Here is a 17,123-nt window from a genome sequence, read left to right on the forward strand (position 1 = left end):
ATCAGATTGCCTCCAGACGCCCAAGACGACGGGCGAGGTCGCGGAACAGCCGCACCCAATGGGGGTCGGTTGTCACGCTCTGCGTGCCAATGGTGGAAGTGACGACCTCGCCCTCCCGTGGCGTGGCCTTCAAATGCACGGACCGAACGACATCGGTAAGCGCTACGCCGTCGTCCAGCTCGACGGAGACGCGGTCGCCCATCCCGTAATGCGTGCCGAAACGCTGCGTCGGGGTGTCGATGGTGCTCGCCGTAAACTGCGCAGCCTCGGCGCCCTGGGCGAGTGCCTCCATCGCGGCCTGGACGATCTCGTCGGGGTTTTCGGCGTTGCGCTGATCGAGGACGGTTACCATTCGGCCCCAGGTCGACGCGGCCTCGGCGACGAACTCGGAGAAGTTCCGGTCGACGCCCTCGCCGACGTCGCCGACGATTGCGACCGTGCATGTCGGGGCGGCGGGGGTGTAGGTGTAGGCCGTGAGGTTTCCCAGGCCCCGCGAGAAGCGGACCTGTGCGGAGAGGTCGCGCGGCTCGTAGACGCGGAAGATGATCGACGAGCCATCCGCCGACGTGTCGACGCGGAAGCCCAGGCCCCCGCCCGCCAAAGCGACAGACCGAAGTGCGTCGCCGAGGTAGTCGAGCCGGAAGCTTGCCGACACGTCGGAGCCGACGCCGGTCGCGTTCGCGACGAGGAGGCCGGGGATACGCCGGGCCGTGAGTGCTAGCGTGCCGACGTTCTCCCGTACGAGCGTCCGGAGCACCGTTTCGGCGTTGGTCGCGGTGAACGACCTCCGCGCGGCGGTCTGCGCTGTGATCGGGTTGGCCGGGTCCGGGTAGACGACCTCGCCCACGATCGAGGCGAGATCGGAGGCGAAGGCGAGCGTGATCGTGCCGGCCCCGACGTCGCTCCCGGCGGCCGACCAGCTCAGCGCGCCGGGCGACTCGATCGGACCGGCAGTGAAAACCGCCCCATCGCGAATGACGACGAGGCGGTTTCCGGGGGCGAGCTGGGCGACGGAGACGCCGTCGGCCGGGACGGTCACCGTGCCGCTATCCGGCTCGTTCCACCGAAGGGTGATGTCGATATCCGTGTAGCGGGTGATCGGGTCGCCGACGACATTTAGGTTTCGGTCGGTGGTTAGGAGAGTGATCATGCGCTCTCGAATCGCGGCCAGTAGTTAAGCTCAACCGAAGTGCCCGCCTCGCTCCCGGCGGCCGTAAACCTGACGTCGTTTAGGCCCGGCTCAAGCGGCCACAGAACGGAACCGGGCCACGAAAGCGCGTAGGTGAGAGGCTGACCGGACGGCCCCCGCACGGTCGGGGGGTCGGTCGTAATGCGGATGGTCTGCCCAGCCGCAAGCGGGTAGGTGAGCGTGAAGGATTGATTCAGGGTCCGGCTAAGCGCCGTGAAACTGTCCATCGGGCCGGTGAGCACCCATTCCGGCCACGCCTCCGTTTCGCCGGGGTTCGTCGCCATCACGTCGCCCAGCACCCGCCCCGACGAGATCGACGGGAAGGGGTTTAGGAAGAGCCGTGAGGTCGGCGTTCCATACCGAAGGGAGAGCGGCTCGACGGCGCGGAAGTAGGGGTCCTCGCAGAAGAGCGAGACGACCGCGACGTCCTCGGTAAAGCCCATTCCAGGGACGCCCTCAAAGCCCCCTTGGAAATAGACGAGGATCTCGCGCGCCGTGCCGTCCGGGCGGATGATCCGGAGCCGGCCGGGGCCGCGCCGACGCGTCATGGCGAAGGCACGGCCCAGGCTGCGCCACCGGCCCAGGAATTCGAGGTGGGACTCTCCCCAGACGCCGAGCGGCCAGGTGATGACGCGCGATTGCGCCTGGACGTGCCGAACTCGCTCGCCGTAGCGGGGATGGGGGTCGGTGATGAGGTCAACCGGAGCGGCGCCGAGGCCGCTCACGTCGTCGATAGTCGCCCACCCAAGCTCCGGCGCGGAAAGCGGCCATTCGGTGCCGTCCGGCGCGATGTAAACGGCTTGAGGCCGGCGCGTGTCCCATTCCCGCATCGGCTCCGAATAGCTGGGCGGGAGATCGGGCAGAACCGGCGGCGGGGTCGCCGGCCCTGACCGGATGATGATTGGCATTTAGACCGCTCTCCCAACGCGGGCGATGATCGCTTGCTGGACCTGGAGGGCCTGAAGCTGCGCGATGGTCGCCCGCGATTCGTGAAGGTGGTATTCCGTCTTTCCGGGGGCGCTCGCGGACGCGCTGTAGGACGTTGCCGGCCGGGAGGTCGCGGAGTCCGGAATACGAACCATTGCGTTAACGGCCTTCGTGACGCGGTCCTGCCCGCGCTCGACGCCCAGGGCCATTCCTTCGGCCGTCCACCCGCCGATCTCCATAAAGACGCGGCTCGGGGAGTTGATCCCGAGGGCGCCCTTTACGGAGTTGATCGCGCCCGCTGCGAGGCGCCGGCCCTCGGCGAGGACGTCGCCGAAGCGGCTCGCCATGCCTCGGATGAAGCCGCCGACGAGGTCGCTACCGGCACTGACGAGGAGGCCGCCGACGTTGCCCAGAGCGCGCACGATCTGGCCCGGCAGGGACGAGACGAGGGCGAGGAGTGCGGAGAACTGTCGAGCGGCGCCGGAGCGCAGCTCGCCGAAGAACCCGATCACGCGGTCGATACCGCCCTTGATCGAGGCGAGCTTCTGAAGCACTGACGCGACGGCGGCGGTAACTACCGTCTTCACGGCGGTCCAAATCGCGGACACCTTCGCGCGGAAGGCGTCCCACTTCGCGCCCCATTCCTCGATCTTCTTAATCCACTCGCCGACTCGCTGCACCATTCGGAGCATGGCGGGAATCCACTCTTCGACGGCCTTCTTGACGAAGTCGCCGAGCTTGACCATGAATTCCTGGATCTTCGCCTTGTTCTCGGGGTCCGCGAGCCACGCCTTGATATCGGCGAGAATGTTCCGGACACCGCCGAAGAACGAATCTCCGGCCCGCTTCGAGGCGGGGAAAAAGGTGTCGATCAGCTCGCCGATGATGCCGACGACAAGGCCGCCGATGGCCCAGATGTCGCGTAGCACCTGGACGGCGTCCTCGAAGAACGTCGTCAGGGCGCCGGACTGCTCGGCCTTAGCGATCCACGCGGAGAACTTCTCCAGGAGCCCGCCGATCCCTCGGCCCATTGCCTCAAGGAAGGGGACTGCGGCCCGCGCGATCTTTCCGATTGCGCCGATGAAGGGCTCAAGGCCCTTACCGATTTCGTCGATGAACGTACCGAAACCGGCGACGGCGTACCGAATGTTTTCGATGAAATCGGGCTTGCCGAGTGCGTTCATGATGCGCTTCGCGAGCGTGTTAAAGCTGCCGGCGAGGTTGCCGAGCATCGGCTCCAGCACGGGAAGCCACTTCGTTGCGAGCGACTTCAGCGACTTATCGAGCTTGTCGAAAAAGGCGCCCTGTACGTACTTCGACAATTCGCGGAAGGGCTTACGCAGCTTGCCGAAAGCCTGGACGAACTTCGCCGCCTCGGGGTGTAGCTTCTTGAGCGTCTCGCGGGAGAGCTTGCCCTCCTCGGTGATCTCGCGGAATGCGTCGCCGAGGCCCCTGAAGGCCAATGCGAACATTCCGACGGACGCGACGCCGCCGACAAGAATCGTGAAGAGCGAGCCGACGAGGCCGCCGACGAGGGCGACCACCGGGGCCAGGGCGAGGAAGCCGGCGATAACCATTGGAACGGCGGCGGCCACGGCCAGGAGGGCGCCGACGAGGAGATTCAGGCCGCCCGTTGCGACGGTGGTTGCGCCGGTCGTGATGAGGCCGCTTACTGCGGATAGGCCGGTCTGCGCGATGCTGCCAAGCACCTTGTTCGCTTGCTGGCCGAAGTCCTTCAGGCCCTCCATGAGGGCCTCGAATCCTTCCTTTGCGCCTTTGATCAGGCCCCCGGCGACGCCCAGGGCAAGGGACTTCCGCATACGGGCGCCTTGGCCCTGGGCGGTGCTGAAGAAGTCCGAGAAGCCGCGCCGGAACCCGTCGCGGAGCGCCTCGCGTAGGCCACGGCCGACGGCGCGCTCGGTGTGCTCGGCGCCGTCGTCGGCGCCTTCGCGGATGCCGTCGCCGACGCTCTCGCGGACGCGGTCGCCGATCGGCTCGGTGAGCTTCTCGCCGAGGGTCCGCGCGCCGTCCTCGGCGGCCCGGTCGACGCCCTCGGTGATGGCCTGCCGGAGGCCGTCCACGACGGGCGGCCCGACGGCCTTCCCGATGGCGTCGCCGATGGCCTCGCCGGCCTCCTTGGCCCAGGCCAGGAGGGGCGCCTCCGTCTCCTTCTGGAGATGCCGGCGGAAGTTCTTCGCGCTCGGCATGATCTGAAGCGACGCGTAGCCGACGTTGCTCATGCGGCGGCCCCTCCCTCCTGGGCTTGCTGGGCTTCTCGGGCGAGGCGGGCGCGCTGGGCGCGCAGCTTCGCGGCGAGCGCCTCATGCCGGGTCTTCGCGGCCGATGACGTCGCCTCGGTGGTGCGGGGCTTGATGGGGTGCGGCTCGCCGGCAAGCGCGTGGAAGATGTCGGCGAGGAGGAGGTCGGTCGGGGTGAGGCCCTGGGCGACGCCGTGCTCGGCGGCCCAGGTGGCCGACTCGGCCGGGAGGTTGGCGACGTAGGCACTCAGTCGCCGGAGCGAAAGCTCGCCGGCCCAGAGGTCCGCGAGATCGACGCCGTAGAAGCGACGGAGGTCGGCCTCTACGGCGTCGTAGTGATCGCGGAGGAGGGCGACGAGCGTCGTCAGTTTCCCTCGATACCGGCGGCCTTCTGGGCCTCGGTGAAGAGGTCGTTGAGGTCGCCGACGGTGCGAGGCTTCGACCGGAAGGTCTTCCACTGCTCGGCGCCGAGGATGAGGCGCACGGCCGAGGCGATGTGACCCTCCTCGAATGCCTCCAGGGCGTCGAGATCCCAGTCACGCGACGGGGCGACCGTGTAAACGACGCCGTCGTAGGCGAACTCGGTCGGGGTGCCGGCGACCTCGGCGCGGGCGGCGGCGGACTTGCGGGCGGTAGCCATCGGGTTGCTCCTCCAGGAGTCGAGCGCAGAGAGCGCAGAAAGAAGCCCCGAGGCCGCCTCTGCGCGGGACGACCTCGGGGCCTAGTGCGTGTGCCGCCTTACGCGACCGTGCCGGAAAGCTCGGTGAAGAGGGTGCCGTCGGCCTCGGGGTAGAGGACGACCTTGATCGTGTAGACGGTCAGCTCCGTCTCGCTGTCCTTGATCTCCCCGACCTCGTCCACGGTCGCCCGCTTGACGATCCGGCGAACGCGCTTGTCTCCGTCGCGCAGCTCGACGCCGAGGGCGAACTCGCGGTTGGTCGGGACCTTCACAACGGAGGTGGTCACGCCGCCCGCGACGGTGCGGGTGCTGCCGGGGTTGACGAGGAGGAAGGTCACCTCGTTGTCCTCCAGCGCGACGAATTCGACCGTGCGCTTGTGCTTGCTCTTCGTCTTCTTCACGAGGATGCCGCCCCACGCATAGAACTCGTTGGAGTCCTCGTCGCGCTCCCAGTTGAGGCCCTCTTCGCCGTCCAGGAGGCCGGCGACGTCCCAGCCGGAGGCCCACGGGGTTGTGAGGTCGATCGGGCCCTCGGCGCCTACCGTCTCGTTGATGAAGATGTCGGCGCCCTCCCAGATGGACGCCTTAGTCGGGTCGCCCGCCATGCGGTCGCTCCTTTACGGGGTGGGCCGCAGACGCGCTGCGACGGTGAATGAACAGAGGGGAGCCCCTGTGTCGGGATCGCTCGCGGGGACCGGGCCGAAGTCGGCGCCGAAGCTGCGGAGGGCGGCGTTACCGGGGCAGTCCAGGAGAACGCGCGCGAGGCGCCACGCGAGGTCGACGGCCTCGGCCTCGGTGTCGGCGTAGGCCGTGAGGCGCATCGTCGCGACGGCCAGCACCGGCCACCGCAGCGAGGTCGGGCCGGCGCGGACGACCACGTAGGGCAGGGCAGGGGCCTCGCCCTCGGGGTACTCGTCGGGGAACTTCGTGCCGTAGGTCGCCTCGTCGGCGGCCCGATCGCGGAGAGCGGCCAGCGTGACGAGCTGGGCGTCGGGGAAGCTCACTCGGCCTCCTCGCGCGGGTTGACGTCCAGGCCGACCGTGCGGGCGGCGTCGATCAGGGCGCCGTACTTCGCTTCGACGGCCAGGCCGCCCGCGTGCGCGACGGTCACGGTGTGCGCGGCACGGTCGGTGACGTGGGCGCCGTGAATGACGGGCATCTTGTGTCGGCGGATCGATTGGTGAGCCTCGACGGCCGTGGACACGTCGGCGCCCAGCTCGGCCATGACGGCGGCGACCGGGGCCGACTTCAGCATCGCGGCCATACCCTTGCGGTCCAGGCGGATACGGACGCCGGCCACGGGTTACCTCCTCTTGACCTTGACGAGCGTGAGAACGGATCGACTGGGCGACCGGATGACGTCGGGCTCGCCCTGGACGTCGTAGAGGCGGCCTCCGACGCGGAGGCGGTCGCCCTTCTGGACGTCCGCGTCGGGCGGCATGAGGCACTCATCGCCGGTCAGGAAGCCGACGGCGAGGATCTCCTCGGGGGCGGCCCAGGAGGTGCCGGGGTTGCCGTACTCGTCGGCGCCGGCAGGGCGTAGGACGGTGACCTCGTCGGGGTAGCGCACGGCTAAAGCTCCAGGTAGATACCGCTCGGCGAGCGCGTCGGTTCGCTGTAAGCCGAAGGCGTGCGAAGCGTGTAAACGGAGGCCGCGGAATTACCCGACGCGGCCCGGATGAGCCGTAGCTCCTGGGCCGTGAGGTACGCCGACGTCGCGCCCTGGGCGTACTGGTAGGAGTACGGGCCGACCGTCTCGCCCTGGAAGCCGTCCGGGTTGCGGTAGCCGCGCAGGGCCGCCGCGAGGACGACGGTCACGACGGCCGGCGGGGCCGTGATCGTGGCGCCGTCCTCGGCGACCCAGTCGGCGCCCGCCTCCAGGCGGACGAGGGCCGAGACGTCCTCCAGAGCCGCCCCCGCCCGCGCGAGGTCGGCGCCGGAGAGCGACCCCGGCACGAGGCCGAGGCGCTTCTCCATGTCCGCGACGGTGGCGAGCGGGGGCAGACTCACGGGGACCTCCTACGGTCAGGCCGGGGTGGTGGAGGTCAGGACGCGGATGGCCGGGGTGACCATCTCGACGGCCTTCGTGGTCGGGTTCATGCGCGGCAGGTCGATCTTCTGGCAGCCGATGAAGGTCGAGAAGATCGAGCGGTCCGACAGGATGTCCTTGTCGTAATCCTTGATCCACCGCATCGCGAAGCCCGCCTCGGACCGGGTCGAGCCGAAGGCGACGCCGTCCGGCACGCGCGGCGCCCGGATCGCCAGGGTGAAGCTGTCGCGCCCGTAGAAGACGATCTCCCCGTCCGCGAGCCTGTTGCACTCCACGGTGTTGAAGCCCCGGACGTTGCCGACGTTGGCGCTACGGAGCGCCTCGGTGGAGCCGGACTCGCTCGCGTCCGTGATCGCCTTCGCGTCGAGCAGCTCGGCGTACACGCCGGTGCCCACGGCGGCCCACATGCCACGAGCCGGGAGGCCGAGGTCGCGCAACATCTTCCGGGCCTTCGTGAAGGTCGGGACCGGGTTCGCGGCGTCGTAGGGGATGGTCAGCGTCTCCGCGACGCTCTGGAGACGCGCCACGGCGGTGTCTTCGATGTCCTCGACGAGCGCGGTGACCTGGGGCATGGTCACCTGTCGGGTGAAGTCCTCGATCGACAGGGAGAGATCCTCGTCGGTGATGTCGACCGCGCTGTAGATCATGTCGGTCAGGGTCACCGGGACGGTGTTCTCGCTCAGCGAGTCGGTGGTGATCTGGGTACCGGCCTCACTCAGCGCCCGGCGCCGGGCCTTCAGGGTCGCCGGGATACGGACGTTGACGACCGTGCCCTTGCCCCCGCCGAAGTTGTCCTCGAAGTCGCGGTTCATGGTCGCGGCGATCATCAGGTCGTCGCGGAGCAGCGTCAGCGCCGTGCTGAGCACCTGCTCAGGGATGACGAAGTTGTGCGGCATGGGTTAGGGGGTCCTTTCGGAGGTCAGTAGCCGCGAGCGGCCTTGATGACGGCGGCCGGGTCGAAGGCGCCGGAGGTGTCGCCGGGCGCCGCGTGGCCGGGGCGCAGACGCGGCTTCGGACGGCCGGGAAGGGGCTCGGCCTCGGTCTGGGCGAGGCCCAGCTCGTCGGCAAGGGCCTTCGCGCTCGCCGCGATCTCCTCGGCCGTCTCGCCGGTCAGGTGCTTCGCGAGCGACGCCGGCAGCTTGTGGGACTTCGCGGCGTCCTTCTGGCGCTCGGCCTTCAGGTCGGCGGCGAGCTTCTCGGCGCGCTCCTGGGCCTTCTGGAGGTCGCTCTTTTCGGCGTCCTCGCGGGTCTTCAGTCGGCCCTTCACGGCGGCCAGCTCGTCGCGCAGGTTGGCGACGAGGCGCGCGGCCTTGTCCGGGTCGAAGTCGCCTTCCCACTTCGGCGCCTTGTCCGACGGGGCGGGCGGGGTCGTGCTGGGGTCGCCCCCGGTCGCACCGCCGTTGGCGGCGGGGTCGGTCGCGGGCGTGGTGGTCGGGTTCTCCGACATGGGGGGTGTCCTCCTGGGACGAGAGGGCGCGCGGCACCTGTCCGCGCAGGGGTGGCGCCTACCCCCCGTAGGAGGCGCGTGGAGCGCCTTACGCATCGGGGGCAGGTACAGAGAAGGCCCCCAGAGCGTCAGTCGCTCTGAGGGCCTCTCAGGGGGTGTTACGTGGCGGGCGACGCGGGGCTAGTCGCCGCGTAGGCCGTCCAGTCGCGCCGTTACTGGCGCGTCGTGCTTGGTCGAGTCGAGCACCTTCGCGAAGGCATCGACGAGGGGGCGGTCCTCGGCGGCGTACCGGGCGAGGATCTCGTAGACCATGAGGCGAACGGTGTCCGCGTCAGGGGACAGGCCGGGCCTCGGGAGGAAGCCGAGGGCGCTCCAGTCGTCGACCTTGCGGGACAGGAAGCCTACGACCTCGTCGCCGAGGCGGATCGTGTAGATCACGCCCTGGCCGGTGTAGTCATGCGTCGGGTACGCCTTGGGGGCGTACTCCATCCCCATAGGCGACGGTCGGTAGGGCAAGGGCACTCCTTCGCTGGGCTCCCTAGTCTAGTCGGCCGGGGTCCAGTCACGCGCTCGTCAGTGGCCGAAGGGGAGCGAGCCGTACTCGCCGGAGAACGGCGCCGGAGGCACCTTCGGCCCCGGCGCGGGCATCGGGGTCAAGCCCTCGAAGCTCGCCGGGTCCGCGTCGGTCGGCAGGACTTCACACTCGACGATCCACTTCCCGTTGACCGCGTCGCGGTAGACGTCGTGAATGAAGAGGCTCGATTGCCGCTGGACGAGTAGCTCCATCTCGTGCCGGAACTGGGAGTAGGGCTGGACGTAGGCGGCCCGGTGACCGGCGGGAAGCCGAATCACCATCTGGACCTCTCCGGCGTGGTAGAACGCGCCCCGGTGGCCGACGGACGTCGACATGTAGCCGGGCTGCGTCTGTACCGTCCCGATCAGCGTGCGCGGGTCCGGCGGCGGAAGGCTGGCCGTCCGCGTCCCGTCGGGGAGCGCGAACTCGCCGAAGTCCGTCGCCCGGTGAACGATCATGTCCTCGGGGATCGGCGAGAAGCCCTCGTCGGCGTCCTTCGTCCATTGCTCCCACGTCCCCGAGGGGGCGTCGTGGGAATTGTTCGATCGAAGGGTGCTGTTCCACGGCCGGTAGCTATTGCCGGTGTACTCGGTTAGGGCGGCCCGGCGCTTCCCGGTCGGGACCGCGATACGCGGGAGCGCGTACTCGTGACCCTCCTCGAAATTCGCGTGCCGGGCGACGCCGTCGACCATTCCGCGCAGGTCGACCGTTACTCCGTTGACCTCGCGCCATTCGGCGAGATACCGCTTGTAGCGCGTCGTGAGGTTTTTGAACGAGCGGAGAGCCTTCAGGTAATCCGCGTCCGACAGCGCGTTGAGCTTGGCTTCCTCGACGTCGCCGAATAGGTCGGCGGCCTCCTGGTAGAGGTCCCAATCGACGTATTTCTTCGTGTGGAGGGACTCCAGGGCGGTGAGGTCGTGCTCCTCGATAACCCGCTGGACAAGCGGCCAGTTGTGGGAGTCCTCCAGCTTCTTACCGCCGGAGAAGCCCGCGTACCGGGCCTTGACCTTCTCAAGCCACCCGTCAAAGAACCGGGGGCCGTCAACCTGCGGGGGCTGCGGCTCCGTCGGGGGCTGCGGCTTCGGCTTCCCCTTCCACTTCTTCTCCAGCTTCGCGAGCTTCGCGGCCTTCTCGGCGGCCTCCTTCTCGGCGGCCTCCTTGAGGAGGCGCTCCGCGTTGGCTCGCTTGTAGAGGTTGGCGAAGTCGTCGGCGAGGCTGTTCTTTCGCTGGACGAGGGCGTCGAGGAAGGCGTCCACGTCGTTACCCGGCAGGGTGAGCGGCTCCAGGGCGGCCGGCTTCCAGTGCGAGCCCGTGAGGAGCCACCCGCGAGCGGCGGCGGCCTCGGCGTACGGCCGGAAGAGGGCCTTCAGCTCGTTGTCGTCGAAGGCCATTACCGACTGAATGAAGACGGCAAGCTCGCCTTCTGCCGGGTCCTGAAGGGCGACGTTCTTTCCTTCGTAGAAGGCCCGGTAAATCGTGTTGTAGATCGGCTCGTGCTCGTTGGGGAAGAACTCCCAGTCAAGCCGGTCGCGACCGAAGAACTTCAGCGCTTGGCCCTTGTCGATGCCGGCGAGCTGGCCGTCGGCGTCGCGGACGAAGTTGGCCTTGTGCGCGTCGTGGTTGGCGAAAAGCCAATCGAGGACGTGCTCCTTTTGCAGCGCGAGGAGGTCGTCTGCGGAGAGCTTCTCGGGGTCGACCCTCTCCCAGTCCGGACCGGGGAACGCGTCCCCGCCGGGGAGCATCGCCTGAAGGGTGCCGCTCACCTGGCCGTAGCCGCTGCGGTCGGGCAGCGTGAAGGCGTAGGTGTCGGCGGCCGGCTTGCCGAGGAGCTTCGCGAGCTTCGCCGTAGCGGTGTCGATGGCTACGCCGACGTCGACCTGTGACTTAAAGATCCACTTCTGGCCGGTCGTCGTGTCCTCGTAGATCGCGGCGCCGTGCGAGCCCCCGGCCGGCTTGACGTACGTCAGGTTCTCCGGCTTCGGCTTGGGGTGTGTCATCCCCTCGGCCTCGGCCTGGGCGATCCTCTCGGCCTCCTCGGCAGCCTTCGCGGCGGCCCGCGCGGCCCGGTCGGCATCGTGCTCGACGATGGCGGCGTCGCGGAGGGCGATCTCCTCGGCGCGGCCGGCGTTCTTCGCGGCCTCGGCCTTCGCGGCGGCGAGCTGGGCGTCGGCGATCTTCTGGGAGGGGTTCGTCCCCTCGGGGTATTTCTCGTCGTACGCCCGGCGCCACGCGAGGGCCGGCGGGACGCCCTTCTTCTTTCGCTTCTGGACGTCCGCCCAGAGCGCCTCAAGCTCGGGGCCGAGGCCGGGGATCGGGTCGTCGCGCGTGTAAACGGGGACGACGAAGCACCCGCAATTGTCGTGATAGGGGTCGCCGTCGTCGGTCATGCCGGCGGTGGTCGCCGACTTGTAGACGGCGCCCCGCGAGGCGAGCATCGCGCAGAAGTAGCAAGGGCGGCCGTCGCTCACGCGCGCCCAGCCGAGGGCCTTCTTGTCGCGGTGAATGGTGCCCTTGATCGTTCCCCGGCCGGCGTTCGCGGCGTGCCGGTACGCGGCCCCGACGGTCTTTACCTCGGCCGTCGCGAGGGCTTGAGGGAGCGTGGCTCCCATCGTCAGGGCGCGCTTGACCGCGACCGGGCCGGTAACGAGGAGGGACGTCGCGGAGGCGGCCGGGTCGACGGCGCCCGTCCAGGCGATCTCCGGCATTGCGCCCAGCACCCCGGCGGCCTTGCGGTGCGCGAGGTAGAACGCCCCGCCCGCGTCGGCGGCGGCCTTCCGGGCGTCGTTGATGGCGACCGTCGCGGCCTGGGCGTACAGGGGAAACGAGCCGGTCAGGTCGGACGGGTTCAGGAGCGTCTTAAACGCGAGGGCGACCTTGGACGCCGCCTCGCTCGCGATCTTCGCCTGTGCGGTCCGGTAGGACTCGGCCAGGGCGTGCGTAGCGAGGACGGCGGCCACGGTGTGACTCCTTACGCGGTGGGCGCCTTACGCGGCAGGCTGGGCCGGCTCGGCCGGCTGGGCCTGCGCGGGGGCAGGGGTGGATGACTGGCGGGTGAGGGCCTCGGCGAGGGCCTTCAGGCCGTCTCCGCTTGCGGCCATGCCCTTCCAGCGCTCAATGTCCTGATCGGTGACGCCAGGGATGCGCTCCCAGGCCGCCTCGGCCGGGACGCCCAACATCTGCACCATCTTGCCCAGGGCATCGACGGCGGCGGCCATGCTGCGGGCCTCGGTGTCGCGCCAGCGCACCTGTGCCTTCAGGTCACGGGCGCCGACCGGGTCACCTGCCGCGAGCGCGGCGAGCCGGAGTGTCTGCTCGTGCGCCTCGCCGAAGGTCGTCTCGTACTCATTGATCTTGCGCTGTGTGCTCGCCTCGGCGGCGGCCAGGGCGTCGGCCGAGAGGTTGACGAGGTCGCCGAGGAGGACGTGAGGCGAGAGCTGGGCGATAGCGGCCAGCGTGCGAACGCCGGAGCCGTACGTCTCCAGGTGGCCCGTAACGTCGGTCTGCTGAAAGTCGCCGAACTTCGCATCGGGATTGTCGGTCACCCAGAGGCGATCGACGGCGGCCTTGAAAGGCTCGACGGGCTGGCCGTAAAGCGGACTGTCGGGGTCGTCGACAGTCGGAATCGCGAGGCCCGTTGCCCACCTTTGGCGGAAACTCGCATACTGCAATGCGATGAGCAGCGCGAAGACGGCCTCGTTGATGCGATCCTGGAGATTGAGAAGCGGCAGGATGATCCCGCGCGAGCCGTCGAGCCGCTCGCGGTAACGCACGAGCGGGACGTAGCCGAGGTTGTGCTCCAGGGGCACGCCCCGAATCGCCGGCTTCGAGGATTCCTTGCTTACGGCGACGGTGTAGACCATCGTCTCGGTAAGCATCTCGTAAAGCTCGGCGCCGTCGGCCGCCCGGCCCTTGAAACGAAGGCCGAACTGCGCCCACTCGTCGTCCTCGTCCTCATAAAGCGCGACGGCCTTCGTTGCCGAAACCGGCCGAATCGAAGGCGCGTCGGCGCCTGGCAGGACGAGGGTGTAGGCGGTGCCGTACTCCAGGGCGTTCCGGTGAATGATCGTCTGCCGGGCGTCCATCCGGTTTGCCTGCCAGTAATCCCACGCCTTCGCGTTGGTGGTCGACTTCGCCGGCCGGTAGCCGTCCACGAAGAGGCCCTTTACGAAGGTGTCGGAAATGAGAGGCAGCCAATTTGTAATGGACTTCCGCGCGAGCGAGCGGTATTCGGCGCTCGCCCCGCGCGGGGCGTACGGCAAATCATGATCGCCCTTGAGGTATCTCGACACGAGGCCGAAGTCCTCGGTCGGGCTATTGATTCGCTTGTGCTCGGAGATTAGCTCCTCGGCGAGGCCGACGACGGAACCGTCCGTAGGCACGGGGCCTCCTTCCGGGGGCGTGTAAACGGGGTTAGAAGCCGACGAGACGGCCGGACGGCCGGCGTCGCTTCGCGAGGACGTTGTCGGCGAGGACGCGCGTACGCGCCATCCGCGCGAGGAGGAGCGCGGCCAGGGCATCGACCTTCTTCGGGCTCTCGCGCGTCTCCTTGCCGAAGCTCACGCCCCAGCGGTTAGGCCGGCGGCGGGCGTTCAGGACGTGGCGCCGGAGCTTCGCGTCCCCGTTGTGGGGGACCTCCTCGTCGATGTATGCGCGGTGGAGCGCCTCGACGGCCCGAACGGTGTCGCCCTGGTGGGAGCGCATGTCCCACGCCACGGTGTGCCGGGTCGTGGCCTTGATGAGGAGGCGCTCTTGATACTCGTCGCGCCAGCGGTCGACGTCCGTCTCCCAGTGCGCGACGTCGCTCATGAAGCCGACGACGTCCAGGCACGCGAAGGCATGATCGACGGCGCCGCGAACGGCCTCGTGATCGACCTCCCAGCCGAGGCCCTTCGGCCCGTCGGGCTTCTCCCAGAGGCCGAGGAGGAAGGCGGCTCCATCGCTCACTCTCACCGCGACGAGGGCCGAGCTATCGTCGGTCCGCCCGCCGTCGAATCCGAGAGTTACGACGTCGCCCTTGCGCCATTCGCCGGGGTCGGCGAGCTTCAGCGGGGCCAGGTCGGCGCGGTAGTTCGCGTCGTATTCGTGCGGGGCGAGCCACGAATCGGCGGCGGCCACGATTTGATTTAAGTAGAAGCGCCGGGCCTCCTCCGGCGGCGTATTCGGGTCGTAGACCTCCTCGGCGATGCGCTCCAGGTCCACCCAGTGCGAGTCACCGTACGCGGCGGCGAGCGCCTCCATGAGGGCGTCCCGGTCGGCGAGGTCGACGTTTCCGGGCGCCTCGCGCGAGTCGTACAGAATGCCCTTCGACCGCGACCGGCCCTCCTGCCCCGCGAGGTACGCGAGATAGGACATCTCGGCGATGGTGTCCTCGCCGGGCGCGTGCGCGTTGGTCGTCTCGATCGCGCGGGCGGCGCCGTCGCGGCTCTTCGCGAGGTTACGCCGGATCACGCGGGCGAGGGCGGCCCCGCCATTACTCGCGGTCCAATGGTGCGTTTCGTCCATTACCGCGAAGCTCGGCCGGGCGCCCTCCTGGGAGGACGACGAGGCCGTAATGGGCATGAGCTTCCCGCCGGTCGGCGTGAAGATCCGCGTCTTACCGATGTCCAGGCCCATAACGGCGACGAGGTCGGAATCCTCGACCATCGACCGAATAGCGGCCATCGTGTTTTCGGTCTGCGTCTCGCTGACGCCGGCAATTACCACCCAGGGCGCGGGGTGCGCCTTTCCGATGGGGTCGCCGACCTCGAAAGCGAGGCCTCGCGCGACGTCCTCGGTGCCGGCCCAATGGTCGAAACGGACCGGGCCGCACAATTCAGCGAGGCACAGCGCGCCGAGGAATGGGGACTTGCCCCAGCCCTTTGCGCGGCGCAATACGGCGCGGCGGAAGATGAACTTCCCGCGCTCGTCGACCGCGTAGAACCACAGGAGGAAGTTCTTTTGTTCGCGGGTGAGGCGGTAGGGCTCGCCGGCCTCGTCGCCGTCGGGCTGGAGGAGCCACTCCTCAACCCAGACGATGAGGTCCCACCCGAGCGTTTTGATCGAGCCGTCGGTCGGGAAGTCCTCAACGGTGCGCAGGGCGCGGGCCGCGATGGCGGCGCGGGCGGCCTGTAGCGACGCGGCGAGGAGGGCCGACTCTGCGGCCTCCTGGGCGCTCACTCGCCACTCGCCATCTGCCGGCGCAGCTCGGCGCGGGCGTCCGCGAGGCGCAGCACGGGGGCCTTCTCGCCCTCGTCGGCGTCGTCACCCTCGATCGTCATGCGGGCGCGCATCCGGTCAACGACGGTCGCGCCGAGGCGCTCCTCGTTCATCCGGATCTCGGACAACGCGGCGGCGCTGGGCCGCTTGAGGTAGCCCTCGACGGTCGGTGCGAGGAGCGCGAGCCGGCGCCAGTCTGTGCGCTGGAAGACGTGGGCCTGCGGCGAGGCCCTCCAGTCGTCAAACCACAGGTAGACGCCCTCGCTGAAGGCGCGGCCCGGCATCAACTCGTCTAGGGACGGGCCACGGAGGACGCCGTCGTCGGCCGGGAGGATCGTCTCGCCGTGAGTCGGGGCGTTGCGGCGGCGCCTCTGGCCGTCGGGCTTCGGTGAGTGCATGGTGCCGCGAGCCACGGCGGACCTCCTTTCGGGGGCGGGAAGGGCGAGGCGCGCGGGCGTGTAAACGCAGGGCGAGGCGCGCGAGAAGTAGCGGAAGGACCCCCCGCGAACGGCGACAGGGGGTTACGAGCGTCGGCGAAGAGGCCACCGCGGCCATTACGGTGCGTCACACAAGAGCCGGGTCGAGGCTCACTCCGCGACCTCTATGCCCGTACGCAGGGTGGGACGCTATGCCGCTTCGGTGGCCTGCCGGCCGGGGAGGGGGGCACCCCCCCAGGGTGTTACACAGAGAGTGACAGTCACTCGCCGTCACAACATGCCAGGGTGGCGCTCGGGATCACGACGCCGCGATGGTCTGGGCTGCCTCGCTGCGGCACCTTCAGCCGAGGACTTACGGGCGTGGTGCCAACGACAGATGGCGCGGAGGTTGGACGGGTCGTGGTTGTCGCCCGCTTCGATGTGGTCGACCTCGTTCGCCGGCTCACCACACGGCCCCTCCTCGCCGCGCACCTCGCAGCGGTAGCCCGCCGCGCGCAGGATGCGAAGGCGCCGGATGGCCCAGTCGTGCGGCAGTCGTGCCCGCCGGTCGCTTGTGCCCTCCCAGGCCATGACGTCTCTCCCCAGATACGCAGAACGCCCCAGGGGCGCTCGACGCGACCGACCTGCCAGGTATCAGGTATGGGGTCGCGGAGCGCACGCCTGGGGCGTCGAGTCCGTGGCCCCCGGTTGCGTGCCCTCGCAGGGCAGAGGCAGGTCCGGGGGCTTAGCAAGCAAAGAGGCCCCGCACTCCGGCTCGTCCCCAGGGGCTCACGAGTCGCGGTGTGCGGGGCCTAGTGCGGGACGAGGGCGTGTCGACTGCCCTCGCACCTATCTAGTCGGTCTGGGTCACGTCACGCGCTCGGCGCCGACGTTCGCCGGACGCTCGACACGCTTTGCATGTGGACTGGAGGCCGTCCGCTGCGCGGGCGTCCTCGGCGAAGGCAAGGGCGGGAAGGTCGCTGCGGCACGATGAGCACCGCTTGTGCGGCAGGGCTCCTCGGGCCTTGCGGCGGGCGAGTTGCCGGCGGACGCGGGAGGCGAAGTCGGCCGGGTCCAGGTCGTGCGCCTCGGCGAAGGCGGCGGCCTGGGCGGCGAGGTCGTCCTCCGTCACTCGACGCGCTCCCACTCGATCGGCGACCGCTCGGGGTAGCCGGTCACGGTGCGGCTGCCGCGCCAGTAGCGGGCGGCGTCCTTCTGGGCGCGGGTGATCGCGGCGCGAGCGGCGCCAACGGTCCCGTACGGGCCGGCGTAGTGCGTGTGTTCGTGGACGCCGCCCTCGAAGTGGTCGGCCACGTCGCGGGTGGTGATGACCGCGCGGAAGGCGGCCGGGGCGTCGCCGTGCATGAGGCGGGACATGGGGCGGCTCC

The 17,123-nt window shown here is 69.3% G+C and carries 19 protein-coding genes; all 19 read right to left on the reverse strand.

Going from position 1 to position 17,123, the window contains the following annotated elements; genetic code table 11:
• Position 1: 1 nt before the first annotated feature.
• The 19 genes from AB0F58_RS18605 to AB0F58_RS18695 all read right to left on the reverse strand — a co-directional run bounded on the left by AB0F58_RS18605 (position 2) and on the right by AB0F58_RS18695 (position 17,112).
• On the reverse strand, positions 2 to 1,150 hold the full coding sequence (locus tag AB0F58_RS18605) for a siphovirus ReqiPepy6 Gp37-like family protein (RefSeq protein WP_357143962.1): 1,149 nt from the start codon (positions 1,148 to 1,150) through the stop codon (positions 2 to 4).
• Entirely contained in the window at positions 1,147 to 2,097 is a 951-nt protein-coding gene (locus AB0F58_RS18610) for a hypothetical protein (RefSeq protein ID WP_357143966.1), read from the reverse strand. Before AB0F58_RS18610 ends, AB0F58_RS18605 begins: the two co-directional genes overlap by 4 nt.
• Positions 2,098 to 4,356 (reverse strand): hypothetical protein, encoded by a 2,259-nt coding sequence (locus AB0F58_RS18615; RefSeq protein ID WP_357143969.1) that lies wholly within the window; start codon positions 4,354 to 4,356, stop codon positions 2,098 to 2,100.
• The gene (locus AB0F58_RS18620; protein WP_357143972.1) at positions 4,353 to 4,832 is read right to left on the reverse strand and encodes a hypothetical protein; all 480 of its coding nucleotides are present in this window, start codon (positions 4,830 to 4,832) and stop codon (positions 4,353 to 4,355) included. The genes AB0F58_RS18615 and AB0F58_RS18620 overlap by 4 nt, the downstream gene beginning before the upstream one ends.
• Positions 4,739 to 5,014, reverse strand: coding sequence for a hypothetical protein (locus AB0F58_RS18625; protein WP_357143975.1), 276 nt, complete (start codon positions 5,012 to 5,014; stop codon positions 4,739 to 4,741). Before AB0F58_RS18625 ends, AB0F58_RS18620 begins: the two co-directional genes overlap by 94 nt.
• 98 nt (positions 5,015 to 5,112) lie before the next feature.
• The gene (locus AB0F58_RS18630; protein WP_357143979.1) at positions 5,113 to 5,658 is read right to left on the reverse strand and encodes a hypothetical protein; all 546 of its coding nucleotides are present in this window, start codon (positions 5,656 to 5,658) and stop codon (positions 5,113 to 5,115) included.
• 12 nt (positions 5,659 to 5,670) lie between these two features.
• On the reverse strand, positions 5,671 to 6,057 hold the full coding sequence (locus AB0F58_RS18635; protein WP_357143982.1) for a hypothetical protein: 387 nt from the start codon (positions 6,055 to 6,057) through the stop codon (positions 5,671 to 5,673).
• On the reverse strand, positions 6,054 to 6,353 hold the full coding sequence (locus AB0F58_RS18640; RefSeq protein ID WP_357143985.1) for a hypothetical protein: 300 nt from the start codon (positions 6,351 to 6,353) through the stop codon (positions 6,054 to 6,056). The genes AB0F58_RS18635 and AB0F58_RS18640 overlap by 4 nt, the downstream gene beginning before the upstream one ends.
• A gap of 3 nt (positions 6,354 to 6,356) precedes the next feature.
• Positions 6,357 to 6,623, reverse strand: coding sequence for a hypothetical protein (locus tag AB0F58_RS18645; protein ID WP_357143988.1), 267 nt, complete (start codon positions 6,621 to 6,623; stop codon positions 6,357 to 6,359).
• Between the two features lie 2 nt (positions 6,624 to 6,625).
• Positions 6,626 to 7,063, reverse strand: a complete 438-nt coding sequence (locus tag AB0F58_RS18650) for a hypothetical protein (RefSeq protein WP_357143991.1) — start codon at positions 7,061 to 7,063, stop codon at positions 6,626 to 6,628.
• A gap of 15 nt (positions 7,064 to 7,078) precedes the next feature.
• Positions 7,079 to 7,999, reverse strand: a complete 921-nt coding sequence (locus tag AB0F58_RS18655) for a P22 phage major capsid protein family protein (protein ID WP_357143994.1) — start codon at positions 7,997 to 7,999, stop codon at positions 7,079 to 7,081.
• 23 nt (positions 8,000 to 8,022) lie between these two features.
• Positions 8,023 to 8,550, reverse strand: coding sequence for a hypothetical protein (locus AB0F58_RS18660; protein ID WP_357143997.1), 528 nt, complete (start codon positions 8,548 to 8,550; stop codon positions 8,023 to 8,025).
• A 180-nt stretch (positions 8,551 to 8,730) separates the two neighbouring features.
• Positions 8,731 to 9,039 carry a hypothetical protein gene (locus tag AB0F58_RS18665; protein ID WP_357144000.1) on the reverse strand — a complete coding sequence of 103 codons (309 nt, stop codon included), beginning with the start codon at positions 9,037 to 9,039 and terminating at the stop codon, positions 8,731 to 8,733.
• 84 nt (positions 9,040 to 9,123) lie between these two features.
• A complete protein-coding gene (locus AB0F58_RS18670) occupies positions 9,124 to 12,081 on the reverse strand; it encodes an ADP-ribosyltransferase (RefSeq protein WP_357144003.1) in 2,958 nt (985 codons plus the stop codon).
• A 27-nt stretch (positions 12,082 to 12,108) separates the two neighbouring features.
• Positions 12,109 to 13,503 (reverse strand): phage portal protein, encoded by a 1,395-nt coding sequence (locus tag AB0F58_RS18675; RefSeq protein WP_357144006.1) that lies wholly within the window; start codon positions 13,501 to 13,503, stop codon positions 12,109 to 12,111.
• Between the two features lie 31 nt (positions 13,504 to 13,534).
• Entirely contained in the window at positions 13,535 to 15,280 is a 1,746-nt protein-coding gene (locus AB0F58_RS18680) for a terminase (RefSeq protein WP_357144009.1), read from the reverse strand.
• Entirely contained in the window at positions 15,277 to 15,732 is a 456-nt protein-coding gene (locus AB0F58_RS18685; protein WP_357144012.1) for a hypothetical protein, read from the reverse strand. Before AB0F58_RS18685 ends, AB0F58_RS18680 begins: the two co-directional genes overlap by 4 nt.
• A gap of 856 nt (positions 15,733 to 16,588) precedes the next feature.
• On the reverse strand, positions 16,589 to 16,867 hold the full coding sequence (locus AB0F58_RS18690) for a hypothetical protein (RefSeq protein WP_357144015.1): 279 nt from the start codon (positions 16,865 to 16,867) through the stop codon (positions 16,589 to 16,591).
• Complete coding sequence (locus AB0F58_RS18695; RefSeq protein WP_357144018.1) at positions 16,864 to 17,112, reverse strand: hypothetical protein; 249 nt, start codon at positions 17,110 to 17,112, stop codon at positions 16,864 to 16,866. The genes AB0F58_RS18690 and AB0F58_RS18695 overlap by 4 nt, the downstream gene beginning before the upstream one ends.
• Positions 17,113 to 17,123 lie beyond the last annotated feature (11 nt).

The sequence above is a fragment of the Micromonospora sp. NPDC023956 genome (assembly GCF_040639195.1).
Classification (GTDB): Bacteria; Actinomycetota; Actinomycetes; order Mycobacteriales; family Micromonosporaceae; genus Micromonospora.